This is a genomic window from Streptomyces sp. NPDC040610 (assembly GCF_055594065.1).
In genome coordinates this window covers 1-17,219 of the sequence record NZ_JBVIXA010000022.1, presented here as the reverse complement: position 1 = coordinate 17,219, position 17,219 = coordinate 1, and the positions used below count along the sequence as shown (strand labels likewise).

Here is a 17,219-nt window from a genome sequence, read left to right as displayed (position 1 = left end):
GGGGGGATAGTGGGGGGGGGTCTGGGGTTGGGGGGGTGTCCCTCGGGGAGGGGAATGCCCCTCCGGGGGGGGTGGGGGGGGGTGTCCAAAGGGGGGGGACCCCCCCCCGCCGCTTCTTCGGGGCCCGGGCCTGGCGTTGGCGGGGCCTTGGGTGGGCCCGTGCCCCGGGTGTGACGGCTGACCGAACTCCCGGCTCCCCTCCGGATGAGAGCTCGGTCAGCCCGACTGGCGGGCCGGGCCGGGTCAGCCCGACTGCGCGAGCAGCAGCACGAGGATCAGCGCCCCGATGCCGCCCGCGGTGGTGTTCCTGGCCTTGATCCCGAAGGTGAGCAGAACGAAGGCGATGATGCCCATCGGCCCGTATTTCCACTGGATGGCCTGCTCGAATCCAATGGCGAGGGCGGCGATGACGACGGCGATGAACGGCATGACGGTCCCCCTTCCGGTACAGGGGCGGCGGGCCCCTTAGCCGGCTGCCAACTGGTCGACCCGAACGCCGGGTTCGGCTCCCGGCGGCCTGGGCTGGTGGCCAACCCCCCGAAGAGTCTGACCATGTCGCCCAAGTTGGCTACCAACTCCACCTGAGTTATCTCCGCGATGGCGCGTCTCATAACCACCTTCTCAGCAACTCCCCAAAGATGGCGAGAAGTTGTACTGTTTGGTTGTGAGCCCGGACCAGGCCGCCGTCAACGAGCGGAAGAGGCCGACCATGACTCCGCATCGCTCGCATCACGAGGTGGCGGACGAGCTGCGCGACCGGATCAGGTCCGGGCGACTGCGGCCCGGCCAGCGCATGCCCACGCAGGCGGAGCTCGCGGTGGAGTTCGGCGTGGAGCGCGGTGCCGTACGCCAGGCGCTGCGCATCCTGCAGAGCGAGCAGCTGCTGGCCAACGTTTCCAAGGGCAGTCCCGCCACGGTCGCGGGCCCGTCCGGGCCGCGCCCCGACACGGTCAGGCCCGAGCCCACGATGGTCGGCCTGGCCCCGCGCATCGCCGCGGCCTTCCAGGCGCCGCACGTGGAGATCGACGCGCTGTGCCTGACCTCGATCTCGCTGACGATGGCGATCGGCGAACCACTGCGGCAGATCCACGCCGGACAGCTGAAACCGGCCAAGGTCGATGTGCGGGTGCTGCTGCCGAGCCGCGACATCGACCTCGCCTTCCCCGCTCCGGTGGAGGGCGAGGACGAGGGCGGCCATGTGCACCGCCGCTGGCTCGACCAGCGCAACGCGCAGGGGCAGGTCCTGCGCCACAACCTGCGGACGCTGCGGACGACGCACGGGATCGACGTACGGGTGGAGTTCCGCGCCCTGCCCTTCACCCCGCCGGTCAAGCTCTACCTGCTCAACGGCTCCGAGGCGCTGTTCGCGTACTACACCCTCACCCAGCGCCGGGAGGAGATCGGCCAGGAGTCCCTGGAGATGTGGGACGCGCAGGGAACGCAGTCGATGCTGTTTCCGTTCCACTCGGGGGACGGGCTGCGGGACACGACGTTCGTGGAGCAGTCCCACCTGTGGTTCAACGCGCTCTGGGAGACGATCAGCCAGGACCTGAAGCTGAACCCCGGTCCGTAGGGCGGGCGGCGCACGCCGTGCGTGGCGTCCGGCGCGTCCGCGCGGGCCCGGACCGGCGGTTCAGCCCTCGGGCCTGGTCACAGTGCGGGCCCCGTCACCATCAGGGCGAGCACGACCGCCCCGATGGAGCTGCAGGTGGGGTTCTTCGCCTTGACACCCACGGTCAGCAGCAGCAGACCGATGATGCCGAGGGTTCCGTACTTCCACTGCACGACCTGCTCGATGGTGACGGCGAACACGGCTGCGAGGAGGGCTATGGCGGGCATGATGGTTCCCCCTTCTGCCATCTCGGGCGAGTTGGCAACCAACTCATTGAAGTTGTCCCCACTTGGTAACCCTTCATAAACAACTTTCCGTCAACTCCCCTGAGATGGTGCACAGTTGTATCGTCTCGTCGTGACCAAGGAGAGCGGTGCAGTGAACGGCAGCAGAAGGACCTCACCCCAGGACATCGCCGACGCCCTGCGCGACCGCATCCGCACCGGCACCCTCAAAGCAGGCGACCGCCTCCCCACCCAGGCCCAGATCGCCCAGGAGTTCGGCGTGGAACGCGGCACGGTGCGCCAGGCGCTCCTCTCGCTGCAGCGGGACGGCTTGCTGAACCACATCAGCAGGGGGAGTCCGCCTCGGGTGGCGGGGGAGGGGGTGGCGGCCGGGGCGGCTGGGGTGCAGCCGGAGCCGCAGCCGTCGATGGTGGCGCTGGCTCCGCGGCTCGTGGAGGCGTTCCAGGCGGTGCACGTGCGGATCGACACGGTCTCGTACACCGCGGAGACCCTGATGAACGCCGTCACCGAGCCGATCCGTCAGATCCACCAGGGCCAGCTGCGCCCGAAGGCCATCGACGTCCGCATCCTGCTGCCCAGCAGTGCCATCTCCCTGGCTTTCCCGGTGCCGGTCGAGGCCGAGGACGAGCGGGACCGGCAGCGGCTGCAGCAGCGCTGGCTGGCACAGCGGAACGCGCAGGGGCAGGTCCTTCGGCACAATCTCACCTCGCTGAAGCAGTCGCACGACATCGATGTCCGCGTCACCTTCCGAGCCCTGCCGTTCACGGCCCCCGTGAAGCTCTATCTGCTCAACAAGTCCGAGGCGCTGCTGGCGTACTACACGCTGACGTCCGTGGATGTGCCGCTGGACGTGGACGCCGGTGAGAGCGTGCGCGCGTACGACGCCGGCGGGACGACCACGACCCTCTTCCCCTTCACCGACGGAGCCAGCTCCCGTGACTCGGGCTTCGTCAAAGAATCCCAGAAGTGGTTCGACGCCCTCTGGGAAACGATCACCACTGACCTGACACTCTCTTAGGTGACTCCTGATTCCACGCGACCCGAGGCGAGAGCGACCGAGCCAGTGACAGGTGCGACCGACGATCTGCGAGAACTCATCGACATCGCCCAGTACGTGCTCTTCGACTTCGACGGCCCCGTCTGCCGTCTCTTCGCCGGGCGTTCCGCCGAGAAGGTCGCGGAGGAACAGGTGCGCTGGCTCGAGGAGCAAGGGCTGCACGGGCTGCTCGCCGCGGGCGTGCGCGACCAACCCGATCCGTATGTCGTGCTGCGTGCCGTCGACCGGCGCCACCCCAGGAGCGATCTGGTGGTCGAACTGGAGGCGCGGCTCACATATGAGGAGCAGAAGGCGGTGATCTCCGCCTGGCCCACCGCCTACGCCGACGCGCTGATCCGCACCTGGTGGGCCACCGGCGCCCGGCTGGCCGTCGCCACGAACAACGCGCCGGGGCCGGTGGCCACCTATCTGACCGGCCGGGGGCTCATCGACTGCTTCGCGCCGCACATATACGGCCGTACGCAGAATCTGCGCCTGCTCAAGCCGGACCCGTACTGCGTGAAGCGCGCCGTCGTCGCGATGGGCGCCGACCCGTCCCGCACCCTGATGATCGGCGACGCCGCCACGGACTACCTCGCCGCGCGCGCGGCGGGTGTGCACTTCCTCGGCTACGCCCGCAACGACCGCAAGATGCGCGTGCTCCGGGAAATCGGCGCCGAACGAATAGTGACGTCGCTGAAGCCGCTGCTCGACACGCTCAATGGTGAGACGTGACACGTGCCGCCGCGGGGGCGGACTTCGCCGTGAATTCGTCCCCGACATATTCACCAGCGAGGAAAACACGCAGTAATGGCACAGGCGCGCAAGGTAAGTAAGTGCGAGCGTCCGCATACTGGTCAAGTGGTCAAGTGGGAGCCATCGGGGCGATACCCTCTGCGCTCATGTCGCAACCTCTGTCCGGCGGAGCCGATTTGGCCCCGCCGGCCGTACTCGGCCGGCGCGACCGGCTCATCCGCCGATGGGCCACCGCGCACCGCGAACGCCCTGACGGCGAGGTTGTGACCGGTTATCACAACAGTAACTACATCGTGCCGCTCGGCTGGCGCCTCGCGCTGTTGCTGCGGACCATGCCGTATCGAGCCCGCGTGAAATGCCGTACGCCGCTGCAGGCCGCCGAGGTGGCGCCGCGCATCTGGCCCCGCGAGAGCGAACTGCTCGAGGTGGTCACCCGGCACCTGCCCGAAGTGCCGCGCTGCCTGGTGGACTTCGGTGACTGGTCGATGCATGGCTACCGCGCCGGGCGGCCGCTGACGGAGGTCGACGAGAGTGAACTCCACACCGACGAACTGATGGCCAGGCTCGCCGAGTTCTTCGCGAGCACCGCGGCCGTACCGGAGTCCGAACTTCCGCCGCGACCCGAAGGCTGGCCCGAGAGCGGCGATTCCGACGGCTTTCTCGCCTGGCTGATCGATTTCACCGAGGAGCGGGTGCACCGCGCCAACCGGCAGCGATTCGACGCGTTATTCGAGGACATCGGGATTCGACGGCACGCGATGACCGAGTTCAAGGAGCGGGCCCCGCGTCTGCACGAGCGCCCCTTCTGCCTTCTGCACACGGATGTCCACCGCGCCAATATCGTGATCGATCGTAAGGAAATCGCCGTAATCGACTGGGAGTTGGCCCTGTACGGCGACCCCTTGCACGACCTCGCCACGCACCTGGTGCGGATGGACTACGACAAGGAACAGCACTTTCGGATGCGGAAGCGATGGAAGGAGGCCATGACGGCGGCGGGCAAGGCCGAGCTGACCGCCGAACTCGACGTGGATCTGCCCGTCTATCTGGATTTCGAGTACGCCCAGTCCGTCTTCCCCGACGTCATGCGGGCCGCGCTCGCCCTGCCCGCGCGGGCGCCCTCCGACGCCGACTTCGAGCAGGCCGCGGCCCGGGTCTGCCGGGCCCTGCGGCGGGCGGCCGACCCGCTGCGCCTGGAGAAGGTGCCGGACCAGGCCCATGCGGTCGAGGCCGTGCGGGCCTGGCACGCCGAGGTGCGCGGGCGGGAGGCGGCGCAGCCGAGTCCGGTCGCCTGACCGTCTCCCGGTCTTCCTGAGGGGCCCGCCCACGGGCACCATGAACCCTTGCGTGCTCGTGTCAACTACGCGGTGGGCGGGGGGACTTGATGAGTGGTCGCATGGCGTGGGGGTCCGGCTCCGAGGTCTGGGCGCGGGCGGAGTCCGCCATCACCAAGGCACTGTTCCTCGCCGTGTTCGTCCTCGGCCTCCTCGCTCAGTTCGTCGCCCCCCTCGGCGACGCCCTGGAAGGCAAGGCCTATCTCGGCGGGGCCATCCTCAGCCTCGTCGGGTACGTGCTGTACAGCGAGGTGCGCGGGCTCAACGATGCGCTGCGGCCCGCTGTGCGGCGGGAGGTCGCGGCGAGTGAGCTGCGGGGGTTCTTCGGGGAGGCGCTGGGGCGGGCGGCGCCTCGGATCGATGCGATCGGGTTCACGGGGGAGACCGTCGTCAATGAGCTGGCGCGGTCGTTGGACGGGCTGCACGGTGCGGTGCGGCCGGAGGTGGCGGTGCGGATCCTGGTGCCGGACTTCACGCGGGAGATGGCGATACCGGGCATGCTCGACGCCGACGGCAAGGCGGCGGACGACCCCGACTTCCGGGGGGAGTTGCTGCGGCAGGTGCAGGGGTACGAGCGCGGCATGGAGGTCCTGGCCAGGCGGTTGCGGCACGACCGCAGGGGTGGGCTCGCGGTGGAGTTCCGGGTGCTGCACATCTCCCCGTTCGTGAAGTTCTGCCTCGTCGACAGCGAGCACCTCTTCGACGGCATCTACGACGCCGTCAAGGAGGAGCCGTCCCGGGACCGCCCGGGGCGGCAGGTCCTCGACCTCATGGGGTACGACTCGCTGCTCACCCACTGGCACATCGACGCCGGCGCGGCGGCGCGCGAGAAGATCGTGCGAAGGCAGGAGTTGTTCGAGACCCTGTGGCGCGTCGCCCGCCCCCTCACCCCACCCGCCTCCTGAACAGCACCTCCGCCAGCCCCACCGACCCCGCCAGAATCCCCGCGCACCACGCGAGGGCCAGCCAGGGCGTGCTGCCGGCGGGCTGGTCGAGGAGGAGGGCGCGCAGGGAGTCGACGACCGTCGTGACCGGCTGGTGGTCGGAGAACGCGGCGAGCCAGGCCGGCATCGAGTCGGTGGGGACGAAGGCGCTGCTGGGGTAGGGCAGGAAGCTCACGAAGAAGGTGTAACCGTTCGCGGCCTCGGGGGACTTGGCGAGCAGGCCCACCGCCGCCGACAGCCAGGACAGGGCCAGGACGAAGGCCAGGAGGAGGGCGGCCGCGGCCAGCCAGCCCGCCGGTGTCGCCGTCGGGCGGAAGCCGATCGCGAAGGCCAGGGTCAGGACGAGCGCGGTCGCCAGGAGGTTGCGGGCCACCGAGGCCAGGACGTGGCCCGCCAGGATCGCCGTGCCGCCGACGTCCAGGGAGCGGAAGCGGTCGATGATGCCGCCCTTGAGGTCCTCCGTGACGGCCACCGCCGTGCTGGACGAGCCGAATCCGGCGCACAGGAGCAGGACGCCGGGGACCACGTACGTGACGTAGCGGGTGTCGGTGCCGGTGTTGATCGCCCCGCCGAAGAAGTACACGAAGATCAGGAGCAGGAGTACGGGCAGGGCGAGAGCCGTGATCAGCGCGTCCACGTTCCGGCGGCTCAGGCGCAGGGAACGGCCGGTCATGGTGAGGGAGTTCGACGTCAGGCCGGTCAGCAGGCCGTTCGGCGGGGCTTCAGGCACGGGTGGGCTCCTTCGCGGGCGCGGTGGGGGGCGTGGGCGCCGTCAGCGTCAGGAACACCTCGTCCAGGCTCGCCGTGCGCAGCGCGAAGCGCGCCACGTCCGTGCCGGTGGGGTCCAGTTCGTCGAGGAGCGCGCGTACGTGGCGTGCGGTGCCGTCGGTCGGGAGGCCCAGGGTGCGGGTGCGCGGGTCGTGGTGGGAGGCGTGCGGGGCCTGCGCGTGGACGCGGAGGTAGGCGTCGGACGTGGTCAGGGTGAGGTCGAGGCGGTGGCCCGCCACCCGGGACTTGAGCTCCGCCGGGGTGCCCTCCGCCACGATCACCCCGCCGTGCAGGACGGCGACGCGGTCGGCCAGTTGGTCGGCCTCCTCCAGATACTGCGTGGTGAGGAAGACCGTGGTGCCGCGCGCGGCCAGGTCGCCCACGACGTCCCACAACGCGCGGCGGCTGCGCGGGTCCAGGCCCGTCGTCGGCTCGTCCAGGAAGATCACCTCGGGCTCGCCGACCAGCCCCGCGGCGAGGTCCACGCGCCGCCGCATGCCGCCCGAGTACGTCCTGACCAGGCGGTCGCCCGCATCCGACAGGCCGAAGCGGGCGAGGAGTTCGTCCGTCCTCGCCCGGGCGGCGGCCCGGCGGAGGCCCGCGAGGCGCGCCATCATCCGCAGGTTCTCGGCCCCGGTCTGCGCCTCGTCGACCGCCGCGAACTGCCCGGTCAGGCTGATCGCCCGGCGCACCTCGCGGCGCCGCGCCCGGATGTCGTACCCGGCGACCCTCGCCGTGCCCGCGTCCGGCTCCGTGAGCGTGGCGAGGATCCGGACGGCGGTCGTCTTGCCCGCGCCGTTCGGGCCGAGGAGGGCGAAGACGGTGCCGGGCGGTACGCGCAGGTCGATGCCTCGCAGGACGGGGACGGGGGTGGTGGCGCCGGTTCCTCCGTAGGACTTGGTGAGACCGGTGGCCTCGATCGCGGCGGGGGCGGCCCCCTCCGTGGCGGCGGTGGTCCCGCCCGTTCCGGAGGTGGTCACCTCCGCGGCGGCAGTCGTGTTGGCGGCTTCGGCGGCTGCTGGCATCGCCCCTCCCCAGGGTGCGGACATGTACTGCGTAAGGCATACGCATTACTGTGTAAGGGTTACGCAGAACTACGATGGCCGTCAAGCGAAGGCGCGGAGAGGGTGAGGAGGCCGGGGAGATGGCGGCGGACGGCGGCGGTGGCACGGGTCTGCCCGGGGGGTCGGGGACGGGGTCGGAAGCCGGTCCGCCCGAGGGGTCGGGGGCGGCGTCGGAGACCGGTCTGCCCGTGAGTCTCGAAACCGCCTGGGGCCTGCGCGAGCGCCCCTCCAAGGGCCCCCGCCCCGGTCTCAGCCTCGACCGCATCGTCCGCGCGGGCATCGGCGTCGCGGCCGCCGAGGGCATCGGCGCCGTCTCCATGGGGCGGGTCGCCAAGGAGCTTGGCGTCTCGACGATGTCCCTGTACCGGTACGTCTCCGCCAGGGACGAGCTGTACGTCCTGATGGAGGACGCCGCCGCGGGCCCCCCGCCCCCGATGCCCGCCGACGTCACGGGCTGGCGCGCCGGGCTGGAGTGGTGGGCGCGTGCCCAGCGCGAGGTGTTCCACCGGAACCTGTGGCTCCTGCGGATCCCGATCTCCTCGCCGCCCGCCTCGCCGCACGCGCTCCAGTGGATGGAGCGCGGGCTCGCCCCCCTGGCCGACACCGGTCTGGACGAAGGCCGGAAGATCTCCGTGATCATGCTGATCGGCGGCTACGTCCGCAACGAGGCGACCCTGATGGCCGATCTGGACGCCGCCATGACCGCCCGTGGCCTCGCCCCCGACGAGGTCATGCGCCGCTACGAACGCACGGTCGACGCCCTCACCGCCCCCGATCCCGGCCGCTATCCGGCCCTGCGGCACCTCCTCGCCTCCGGCGCCCTCGGCGCGCCGGACGACTCGCCGGACGCGGAGTTCGAGTTCGGCCTGGGGTGTCTGCTCGACGGGGTGGAGGTCCTCGTGGGGTCGGGGGGCGGGGTGTCGGGGGGCGGGGCTACGCGTACTGCGTGAGGCCCGAACTCAGCTGGTCGAAGGCCTGGTTCGCCGCGCGCACGGCGTCCGTGTGTACGTCCGCAGCCGGCTCGCCCGCGGCCACGCGGCGCCAGTTCTCCAGGGCGAGGACCCGCTGTGCGGCGAGGATCTGGGCGGCGGCGAGGCGTGCGGTCAGGTGGGCGGCGGGGGGCGGCTCGGCCGCCGGTCCCGGGGTCGGCCCGGGTGTCGGCCCGCCCAGTGCCCCCGCGAGGGCGCGCTCGGCCCGCTCCTGGTAGCCATAGAGCCGTGCCACCAATGACGGCGTGCCGTACAGGAGTTGGTGGAAGGCCAGGACCTCGGGCGCGTCGTTGAGGCCGGTGACCGGGTCGTGCCGGGTCAGGCCCGCCAGGAAGTGGGCGCGCAGCGCGGCCAGCGGGGAGTGGCCCCGCGGGCGTCCGGCGACGATCCGCGCCGCCTCGTCCTCGTGGTCGGCGAACCGGTGCAGGACCAGGTCCTCCTTGGCCGGGAAGTACCGGAAGAGCGTCGGCTTGGAGATCTCCGCCGCTGCTGCCACCTCCGCGACGGACACCTTGTCGAAGCCGCGCTCCAGGAACAGCGCGATGGCCGCGTCGGAGACGGCCTCGTACGTCCGCCGCTTCTTGAGCTGCCGCAGGCCCACGGGCTCCTTGGGCGGGCCCACCTGCTGCGGGGCCGCGGGCTTCGTCACGTCGTCCGTCATGCACGGCAGCGTACCGCAGAGCGAGTCTCGGTAATAAATGCTACTCGGTAACGTTTTCTTGTACGCTCGACGGCATGACGGCACCCGGCACCTCCCTCGACACCCCCGCCCTCGACGCCGCGCTCGCGCGGGAGCGGCGGTACCACGACCTCTGCCGCGCCGCCCTCGCCGCGATGGTCGACGGCGCCCAGGAGCACGTCATCACCGGTGAGCACGTCGCCGCGTCCGGGGCGGACGCCGAAGTGCTCGGCTACCAGCTGCGCAGCCGGGCCAAGGAGATGCGCGAACTCCCCGACGCCCCGCTGTTCTTCGGCGCCCTCGACTTCGACGCCGACGCGGCCGAGGCCGGGGACCACCGCGGCCAGCGCTACCACGTCGGCCGCCTGCGCATCACCGAGGACCCCGCGGCCCCGCCCCTCGTCGTCGACTGGCGTGCCCCCGTCTCGCGCGCCTTCTACCAGGCGGGCGCCCGCGACCCGCAGGGCGTCGCCGTACGCCGCCGCTTCGGCTGGGCGCCGGGCAGCGCGGGCGACTCGGCCGACCTGACGGGGCTTGAGGACGAGCATCTGATGGCGGGGGAGGGCGGGCGCCTCGGGGCGGGGGCGGAGGCCGGGCACCCCACGGCGGCGCAGGCCGGGCACCCCACAGTCGCGGAAGGGCCGGACGGCACCGGCACCCGCCCCCGCAGCCGCATCCTCACCGGCGAGATCGAGCGCCCCCGCGTCGGCCCCATGCGCGACATCGCCGCCACCATCCAGCCCGAGCAGGACGACCTGGTCCGGGCCGCGCTCACCGACTCCGTCTGCGTCCAGGGCGCCCCGGGCACCGGCAAGACGGCCGTCGGCCTGCACCGCGCCGCGTACCTGCTGTACACGCACCCGCAGCGGATCCGCCGCTCCGGCCTCCTCATCCTCGGCCCCAACCGCACCTTCCTGCGCTACATCGCCGAGGTCCTGCCCGCCCTCGGCGAGACCGGCGTGCGCCAGTCCACCGTCCGGGACGAGATCGCCCGGCAGCCGGTGCGGGGCGCGGACGGGCCCGGCGCGGCGGTCGTCAAGCACGACGCCCGGATGGCCGAGGTGCTGCGGCGCGCGCTGTACGCCCGGGTGCGGCCCGGCGGCGCCGAGCCGCTCGCGGTGCCGGACGGCTCGTACCGCTGGCGGGTCCCGGCCGGTGACCTCGACCGGATCGTCGCGGACGTACGCGCGGAGGAACCGCCGTACGGGACCGGCCGTGAGCGCGTGCGCACCCGCGTCGTGCGCCACATCCAGGAGCAGGCCGAGCGGCGCGCGGGCCCCGTCGGCAACGCCTGGCTGCAGAGGATCTCCCGCGCCAGGGCCGTCTCCGCCTTCGTCGACGCGGTGTGGCCGAAGGCGCGGCCGGAGGAGGTGCTCGCCGAACTCCTGGCGGACGCCGGCGTGTTGGCGTCGGCCGCGGACGGGGTCCTCGGCGAGGCGGAGCAGCGGGCGATCCTCTGGGACCGGGCCCCGCGCTCGTACAAGTCCGCGAAGTGGTCGGACGCCGACCTCGTGCTGCTCGACGAACTCGCGGGCCTCGTCGAGCGGCCCGCGGGCTACGGCCACATCGTCGTCGACGAGGCACAGGACCTCTCGCCCATGGAGTGCCGCGCCATCGCCCGCCGCGCCGACTTCGGCTCGCTCACCGTGCTCGGCGACCTCGCCCAGGGGACCACGCCGTGGGCGGCCCGCGACTGGCACGGCCTGCTCGCCCACCTGGGCAAGCCCGACACCCCCGTGACCCCGCTGACCACCGGTTTCCGCGTCCCGCAGGCGATCGTCACGCTCGCCAACCGGCTGCTCGACGGCCTCGGCGTCGACGTGCCGCCCGCCCGGTCCCTGCGCGGGGACGGCGACCTCGTCGTGCACCGCGTACGCGACGTGGCCGCCGCCACCGTCGACGCGGTGCGCGGCGCCCTGGCCCACGAGGGCTCGGTCGGCGTCATCGCCGCCGACACCGCCGTCGCGGGGCTGCGGGCCGCGCTGACGGCGGCGGGCGTCGAGGCGGCGGGCCCCGACGAGCTGGGCGCCCGCGTCACGGTCGTGCCCGCCTCGGTCGCCAAGGGCCTGGAGTACGACCATGTGGTCGCCGTCGAACCGGCGGACATCGTGGCGGCGGAGGAGCGCGGGGCGCACCGGCTGTACGTGGTGCTGACCAGGGCGGTGTCGCGGCTTGATGTGGTGTGCGGGAAGGGGCTGCCCTGGGGGGCGGCCTAGGGCACGCCCGCGGGGTCGGCCCCCGCCCGCGCGCGTTCCGCCCTGCGGCCGAGGGGCCCGCCGGTTATGTTGGCGCGATGGAGGACCACCCGGCATGAGCCCCCGCAACCCCCACTCCGACACCCTCACCGCGGCCGACGTCGACGGGCGGTACGTCCTGCGGATGGAGCGGCGCCTGGACCATGCGCCCACGAAGGTCTGGGCCGCGCTGGCCCGGCCCGAGCAGCTGGCGCTGTGGTTTCCGGCGGAGGTGCGGGGGGAGTTGGTGGCGGGGGGTGCGGTGGAGTTCGTGTTTCCCGGGGAGGCTGGTGGGTCGGGGGAGTCCGGTGGGTCTGGCGAGGCCGATGGGGTCGAGCCCGGCACGACCGGGGTGGTGACCGACGTCGACGAGCCGCGGCTGTTCGCCTTCACGTGGGGCGAGGACCACCTGCGCTGGGAGATCGCCCCGGACCCGGAGACCGGCGGTTCGCTGCTCACCCTCGTCCACACCTTCGGCGACCGGTACGGCGCACCGAGCTTCGGCGCGGGCTGGCACCTGTGCGTCACGGCGCTCGGCGCCCTGCTGGACGGCGAGGCGCCAGGACCCGCCCTGGACACGGTGGACAAGGGGGAGTTGCACGAGGCCTATCTGGAGCAGTTCGACCTGGGCGGTGGGGAGATCACCGGCGCCGGGGTCGTGCGCTTCGAGCGGCAGTTGGTACGGGGTGCGGAGGCCGTGTGGGCCGAACTCGCCCAGGGCGCGGGCGTGGTGGAGGGCGAGGCCGCGCCCGCAGGGTTCGCCGCCGAGGGAGTGCCCGCGGGCGCGGTCACGGAGGTGCGGGCGCCCGCGCTCTGCGTGTACGCGTGCCCGGCGGGCGGCTCGGTCAGGTGGGAGCTCGGGGCGGGTACGGGGTACGGGGCGCGGCTCGTCCTCACGCATACGGGGGCCGCGGACGCGGGGGTGGCGTCGGAGGCTTGGCACGCGCGGCTGGAGCTGTTGGCGGGGCGGCTGTTGGAGGGGTAGGGCTTTGGCGTTGTGCTGGCGTTGTGCTGGCGGGGCGGCGGGGCGGCGGGGCCGCGGGGTTTGCGACTGTTCGGGTCCGCCGTGGTTCACGTGGCGCTGTGCGGGTTCGGCGCCGTTCGCGCTGAACGTATGGGTTCGCCGCCCTTCACCCCGCCCCATGCGGGTTCGCCGCCGTCCCCTCCGTGCTCAGGAGCACCACCGTCGCCCTGGCTCCCAGGCCCAGCTCCGCCCGGCGTTCCCGCGCCCCCGCCCCGGTCAGCGCCGCCCGTGCCCCCGCCAACGCGGCCGCCCCGCACGGCCCCGACGACACCCCGAGCGCCCCCAAGTCCCGGCCCGCCGCCAGCGCCTCGGCGTCGGGCACCGCCACCGCCGCGTCCAGGCCGTCCCGCAGTACCGGCCAGGCGAGGCCGGACAGCGTGCCGCAGTTCAGCCCGGCCATCACCGTCTCCCCGGCCGCCACGGTCACCGACTCGCCCCGGGCCAGACTGGCGAGCCCCGGCGCGGCCTCCGTCGGCTCCACGGCGAGCAGCGCCGGGCCCCGCGCGCCCCGGCTCCGGTAGTGCGTGACGGCCGCCTGCGCCAGCGAACCCACCCCCACCGGCACGGCCACCAGGTCGGGCGCACCGGCGCCCGCGTCGGCCAACTGCTCGTCCACCTCGGCGAACAGCGTGGAGTACCCCTCCACGATCCGCGCGGGCACCTCCTCGTACCCCTCCCACGCCGTGTCCTGCACCAGCACCGAACCCTCCGCCCGCGCCGCCGCCGCGGCCTCCCGCACCGCCCGGTCGTAGTCCCCGGCGACCCGCGTCACCCGCGCGCCCTCGCCCTCGATCGCGGCCGCCGCCCCGGGGTGCACCCCCTGCGACACGAACACATGGGCCCGCTGGCCCAGTTGGCGCGCGATCCGGGCCACCGCGCGCCCGTGGTTGCCGTCCGTCGCCGTGACCAGCTCCACGGGGGTGTCCGACGCCCGCTCCGCGAGGACGCGGTGCACCGCCCAGGACGCGCCGAGCGCCTTGAACGCGGGCAGGCCGAGCCGCGCCGACTCGTCCTTGACGAAGACCCGGCCGACGCCCAACTCGGCTGCCAGTGCGGGGAGTTCGGTGAGGGGAGTGGGTGCGTACTCGGGGAGGGCGGCGTGGAAGGCGCGGACCTCGGCGGGCGCGGGGGCGCAGGTCCACTCGCGGGCGGCGGGGTGTGCGTACCAGGGGGGTGGGGTGGTGGGGGTCGTGGTGCCGGAGGTGGTGGCGGTTTCGGTGGTGTCGGTGTCGGTGTCGGTGTCGGTGGTCGTGGCGCGGGACTCGGTGGCGGGGCCTGTGTCAGTCATGGGACAACCCTGCGGCGCCCCGCACTCTTCGGTCCAGCTCATCTTTCCGACGTATATTCATCGGTGGATCAGAAGGGTTCCGGGAGCCGTGGCGGGCGGCCGAGCCAACTGGCCGCCGAGCCGCCGAGCTGCCGGGCGCCGACCAGGTGAAAGCCGCCGAGGGCCGACCCGGTGAACGCTGCCGGGTGCCGACCCGGTGAAAGGGGCGCCGCCGCCATGTACGACCTCCACCGCCTCCGCCTCCTCCGCGAGCTGAAGCACCGCGGCACCCTCGCGGCCGTCGCCGCCGCCCTCTCGTACAGCCCCTCGACCGTCTCCCAGCAGCTCTCGCAGCTGGAGGCCGAAGCGGGGGTGCCGCTGCTCGAACCGGTCGGGCGGCGGGTGCGGCTCACCGCGCAGGCCGAGATTCTCGTCGCCCACACCGAGGCCGTGCTCGAACGCCTCGAACGGGCCGAGGCCGACATCGCCGCGTCCCTGCCCGGCCTCACCGGGACGGTGCGCGTCGCCGCCTTCCAGACCGCCGCCCTCGCGCTCGTCCCGGACGCGCTGACCCGGCTGCGCGCCGCCCACCCCGGACTGCGCCCGCACGTCACGCAGTTGGAACCGGAGGCCGCCCTGCCCGCCCTGCTCGCCCGGGACTTCGACCTGGTCGTCACGGAGGAGTACCCGGGCGGGGCGGGCCCAAGGGACGCGGCGCTCGAACGGGCCGACCTGTGCGCCGACCCGATGCGGCTCGCCCTGCCGCGCCCCGTCCCCGAGGGCGCCGACGCCGACGACCCGGTCGCGGCCCTGCGGGCGCTCGCCGGGCTGCCCTGGGTGATGGAGCCCGAGGGCACCGCGGCCCGGCGCTGGGCGACGACCGTGTGCCGCGCCGCCGGGTTCGAGCCCGACGTGCGGTTCGAGTCCCCCGACCTGCTGCTGCACCTGCGGCTCGTGGAGCGCGGCCACGCGGTCGCGCTGCTCCCGGACCTGGTGTGGGGCGGCGGGGCGCCGACGGTCGCGCTGCGGGCGCTGCCGCCGGGGCAGCACGCGCGCACGCTGTTCACGGTCGTACGTCGTGGCCGGGGGCGGCACCCGGCGGTGGCCGCGGTCCGGGACGCCCTGCGCGACGCGACGCGGACCGCGTAGCCCGCCGCCCATCCGCGCTGCCTGCCCGCCGGGCCACCCGCACCCCCTGCCCGCCGGGCCGGGCCCGAGTCCCCGCCGGTCCGGCCCGCACCCCCTCCTGCCCGCCCGGCCCGCCTCATCACTTGCCCGACCTCCCCCTCCCGCCCCATGGCGCCCCACCCGGCACCTCCGTGGCACCGCGACGGCGCCACCCCCTCCCCGTACGCCCTCCCGGCAGCCGCCCACGCCCCGCCTTGACGCCTTTCTGGCGCGGCGGCGGCCACGCTCAGTAAACCGGCACCCGAGGGAAAACCCCAGCTCACAGGGGCTACTGCGGCGCACCCAGACGCGCTGTGCGCCGCAGCTCACCCCCTGTGGCACCACCTGGGTGCCAAGCAGGGTTGCACTGGCGCCATAGTGATGCCATGCTGGCGTCATGGACAGCACGGCTCCAGGGGCTGAGAACGCCGGCCCGCCGGAGTGACGCAGGACAACTCATCCGCCCGCTGTGACCAGCGGGTCCGCACACCTCAGCCAGACAGGACGGCCATGCCTACTTTCGACACTCCCGAGCCCCTCTCAGCCCTCATCGAGTTCGAGATCGGAACCGCCCGCATCTCCGCCGGAAAGCGCCTCGACACCGTCGTGTCGGTGCTCCCGAGCGACGGCCGCGAGGACGTCGACGTGAAGGCCGCGGAGCAGGTCCAGGTCACGTGCAACAACGGCCGCCTGGTGGTCAAGGGCCCCAAGAAGCGCTCGCTGTTCGGCAAGGCCGGCTCGATCGAGGTCAGCGTCGAGCTGCCGGCCGGGTCGGACGTCCAGGGCCTCTCGCCCGCCGGGATCTTCAGCACCGAAGGCCGCCTCGGCGACTGCCGGTTCGAGTCCGCCGCCGGTGACATCCACGTCGCGGAGGTCGGCGCCGCCTTCCTCCGGTCCGACCACGGCGACGTCCGCGTGGACCGCGCCACCGGCGACGTGGAGATCGACGCGGCGGGCCGCATCGACCTCGGCAACATCGCGGGCGCCGCCAACATCCGCAACCGCAAGGGCGACACCACGCTCGGCGAGGTCACCGGCGAGCTGCGCGTCAACTCCTCCAACGGCCGCATCTCCGTCGGCGTCGCCCACGCCGGAGTCGACGCCAAGTCGGACAACGGCACCATCAAGCTCGGCGAGGTGGCCCGCGGCCAGATCACCCTCCAGACCGCCGACGGCGACCTGGAGGTCGGCATCCGCGAGTCCAGCGCCGCCTGGCTCGAGGTGAACTCCCAGGCGGGCACGGTCCACAACTCGATCGGTTCGACCGACGGCCCCGGCCCGGACGCGGAGACCGTCCAGGTGCGCGCCCGCACCGGCCTCGGCGACATCGTGATCCGCCGCGCCTGACCGCACCCGCACCCGCAAGGACGCGTGACACGCAGAGACCGGCCTCGCATCAGCTACGGAAAGAAGAAGGAGGCGGCACGATGACTGCCACCACCGGTTTGACCGCCCCGCCGAAGGGGATCACCGCCCAGGGGCTGCGCAAGTCGTACGGCGAGAAGGTCGTACTCGACGGGATCGACCTGCAGGTCTCTGAGGGCACGATCTTCGCCCTGCTGGGCCCGAACGGCGCGGGCAAGACCACCACCGTCCAGATCCTCTCCACCCTCATCTCGGCTGACGACGGGGACGCCCGGGTCGCGGGGCACCACCTGGCGCAGGACCCGGACGCCGTCCGCGGCTCCATCGGCGTCACCGGTCAGTTCGCCGCCGTCGACGGCCTGCTCACCGCCGAGGAGAACCTCTTCCTCATCGCGGACCTGCTGCACCTCGACCGGGCCGAGGGCAGGCGCCGCGCCGCCGAACTCCTGGCCCGCTTCGACCTCACCGATGTCGCCAAGAAGCCCGCGTCGGCGTTCTCCGGCGGTATGCGCCGCAAGCTCGACCTGGCCATGACCCTCGTCGGCAGGCCCAGCATCATCTTCCTGGACGAGCCGACGACGGGCCTCGACCCGCGCAGCCGCCGCACGATGTGGGACATGATCCGCGACCTCGTCGCGAACGGCACCACGATCTTCCTCACCACGCAGTACCTGGAAGAGGCCGACCAGTTGGCCGATCGCATCGCGGTCCTCGACGGCGGCAAGATCGTGGCCG

The 17,219-nt window shown here is 73.0% G+C and carries 17 protein-coding genes; 11 read left to right on the top strand and 6 right to left on the bottom strand.

The window, feature by feature from the left end:
* Positions 1 to 243: 243 nt before the first annotated feature.
* On the bottom strand, positions 244 to 429 hold the full coding sequence (locus ACZ6AA_RS39335) for a hypothetical protein (protein WP_468461974.1): 186 nt from the start codon (positions 427 to 429) through the stop codon (positions 244 to 246).
* Positions 430 to 709: 280 nt separating this feature from the next.
* Here ACZ6AA_RS39335 and ACZ6AA_RS39330 point away from each other — a divergent pair, with 280 nt between their 5' ends.
* Entirely contained in the window at positions 710 to 1,573 is an 864-nt protein-coding gene (locus ACZ6AA_RS39330; RefSeq protein ID WP_468461972.1) for a winged helix-turn-helix domain-containing protein, read from the top strand.
* Between the two features lie 77 nt (positions 1,574 to 1,650).
* Here the strand turns inward: ACZ6AA_RS39330 and ACZ6AA_RS39325 are convergent, their stop codons facing one another.
* Positions 1,651 to 1,839 (bottom strand): hypothetical protein, encoded by a 189-nt coding sequence (locus tag ACZ6AA_RS39325; protein WP_037657520.1) that lies wholly within the window; start codon positions 1,837 to 1,839, stop codon positions 1,651 to 1,653.
* Positions 1,840 to 1,969: 130 nt separating this feature from the next.
* Here ACZ6AA_RS39325 and ACZ6AA_RS39320 point away from each other — a divergent pair, with 130 nt between their 5' ends.
* The 4 genes from ACZ6AA_RS39320 to ACZ6AA_RS39305 all read left to right on the top strand — a co-directional run bounded on the left by ACZ6AA_RS39320 (position 1,970) and on the right by ACZ6AA_RS39305 (position 5,888).
* A complete protein-coding gene (locus ACZ6AA_RS39320; protein WP_471463279.1) occupies positions 1,970 to 2,875 on the top strand; it encodes a winged helix-turn-helix domain-containing protein in 906 nt (301 codons plus the stop codon).
* A 45-nt stretch (positions 2,876 to 2,920) separates the two neighbouring features.
* Entirely contained in the window at positions 2,921 to 3,628 is a 708-nt protein-coding gene (locus tag ACZ6AA_RS39315; protein WP_468461968.1) for an HAD family hydrolase, read from the top strand.
* 197 nt (positions 3,629 to 3,825) lie between these two features.
* Entirely contained in the window at positions 3,826 to 4,944 is a 1,119-nt protein-coding gene (locus ACZ6AA_RS39310) for an aminoglycoside phosphotransferase family protein (protein ID WP_471463277.1), read from the top strand.
* Positions 4,945 to 5,045: 101 nt separating this feature from the next.
* Positions 5,046 to 5,888, top strand: coding sequence for an ATP/GTP-binding protein (locus tag ACZ6AA_RS39305; protein ID WP_471463275.1), 843 nt, complete (start codon positions 5,046 to 5,048; stop codon positions 5,886 to 5,888).
* Here ACZ6AA_RS39305 and ACZ6AA_RS39300 read toward each other — a convergent pair.
* Positions 5,869 to 6,600: an ABC transporter permease gene (locus ACZ6AA_RS39300; protein ID WP_471463304.1), complete on the bottom strand. Its 732-nt coding sequence runs from the start codon at positions 6,598 to 6,600 to the stop codon at positions 5,869 to 5,871. The two genes, ACZ6AA_RS39305 and ACZ6AA_RS39300, sit on opposite strands and share 20 nt — an antisense overlap.
* Positions 6,601 to 6,649: 49 nt before the next feature.
* Entirely contained in the window at positions 6,650 to 7,720 is a 1,071-nt protein-coding gene (locus tag ACZ6AA_RS39295; RefSeq protein ID WP_471463273.1) for an ABC transporter ATP-binding protein, read from the bottom strand.
* Positions 7,721 to 7,947: 227 nt separating this feature from the next.
* Between ACZ6AA_RS39295 and ACZ6AA_RS39290 the strand changes: the two genes are divergently transcribed.
* Positions 7,948 to 8,709 (top strand): TetR/AcrR family transcriptional regulator, encoded by a 762-nt coding sequence (locus ACZ6AA_RS39290; RefSeq protein WP_468484217.1) that lies wholly within the window; start codon positions 7,948 to 7,950, stop codon positions 8,707 to 8,709.
* Here the strand turns inward: ACZ6AA_RS39290 and ACZ6AA_RS39285 are convergent.
* Positions 8,693 to 9,409 carry a TetR/AcrR family transcriptional regulator gene (locus ACZ6AA_RS39285; protein WP_471463271.1) on the bottom strand — a complete coding sequence of 239 codons (717 nt, stop codon included), beginning with the start codon at positions 9,407 to 9,409 and terminating at the stop codon, positions 8,693 to 8,695. The genes ACZ6AA_RS39290 and ACZ6AA_RS39285 overlap by 17 nt on opposite strands.
* A 74-nt stretch (positions 9,410 to 9,483) precedes the next feature.
* Here ACZ6AA_RS39285 and ACZ6AA_RS39280 point away from each other — a divergent pair, with 74 nt between their 5' ends.
* Together ACZ6AA_RS39280 and ACZ6AA_RS39275 are read left to right on the top strand one after the other, a co-directional pair.
* A complete protein-coding gene (locus ACZ6AA_RS39280; protein ID WP_471463269.1) occupies positions 9,484 to 11,643 on the top strand; it encodes a HelD family protein in 2,160 nt (719 codons plus the stop codon).
* 94 nt (positions 11,644 to 11,737) lie between these two features.
* Complete coding sequence (locus tag ACZ6AA_RS39275) at positions 11,738 to 12,646, top strand: SRPBCC family protein (RefSeq protein ID WP_471463267.1); 909 nt, start codon at positions 11,738 to 11,740, stop codon at positions 12,644 to 12,646.
* 145 nt (positions 12,647 to 12,791) lie between these two features.
* On the opposite strand, the gene ACZ6AA_RS39270 is transcribed toward ACZ6AA_RS39275, so the two are convergent.
* The gene (locus ACZ6AA_RS39270) at positions 12,792 to 13,973 is read right to left on the bottom strand and encodes a pyridoxal-phosphate dependent enzyme (RefSeq protein WP_471463265.1); all 1,182 of its coding nucleotides are present in this window, start codon (positions 13,971 to 13,973) and stop codon (positions 12,792 to 12,794) included.
* Positions 13,974 to 14,189: 216 nt separating this feature from the next.
* On the opposite strand from ACZ6AA_RS39270, the gene ACZ6AA_RS39265 reads away from it, so the two are divergent.
* The 3 genes from ACZ6AA_RS39265 to ACZ6AA_RS39255 all read left to right on the top strand — a co-directional run.
* Positions 14,190 to 15,101 carry a LysR substrate-binding domain-containing protein gene (locus ACZ6AA_RS39265; protein WP_471463263.1) on the top strand — a complete coding sequence of 304 codons (912 nt, stop codon included), beginning with the start codon at positions 14,190 to 14,192 and terminating at the stop codon, positions 15,099 to 15,101.
* A 528-nt stretch (positions 15,102 to 15,629) separates the two neighbouring features.
* Complete coding sequence (locus ACZ6AA_RS39260) at positions 15,630 to 16,466, top strand: DUF4097 family beta strand repeat-containing protein (protein ID WP_468461949.1); 837 nt, start codon at positions 15,630 to 15,632, stop codon at positions 16,464 to 16,466.
* An 80-nt stretch (positions 16,467 to 16,546) separates the two neighbouring features.
* Positions 16,547 to 17,219: ABC transporter ATP-binding protein (locus tag ACZ6AA_RS39255; RefSeq protein ID WP_471463261.1), on the top strand; the 673-nt coding region annotated here is incomplete at its 3' end.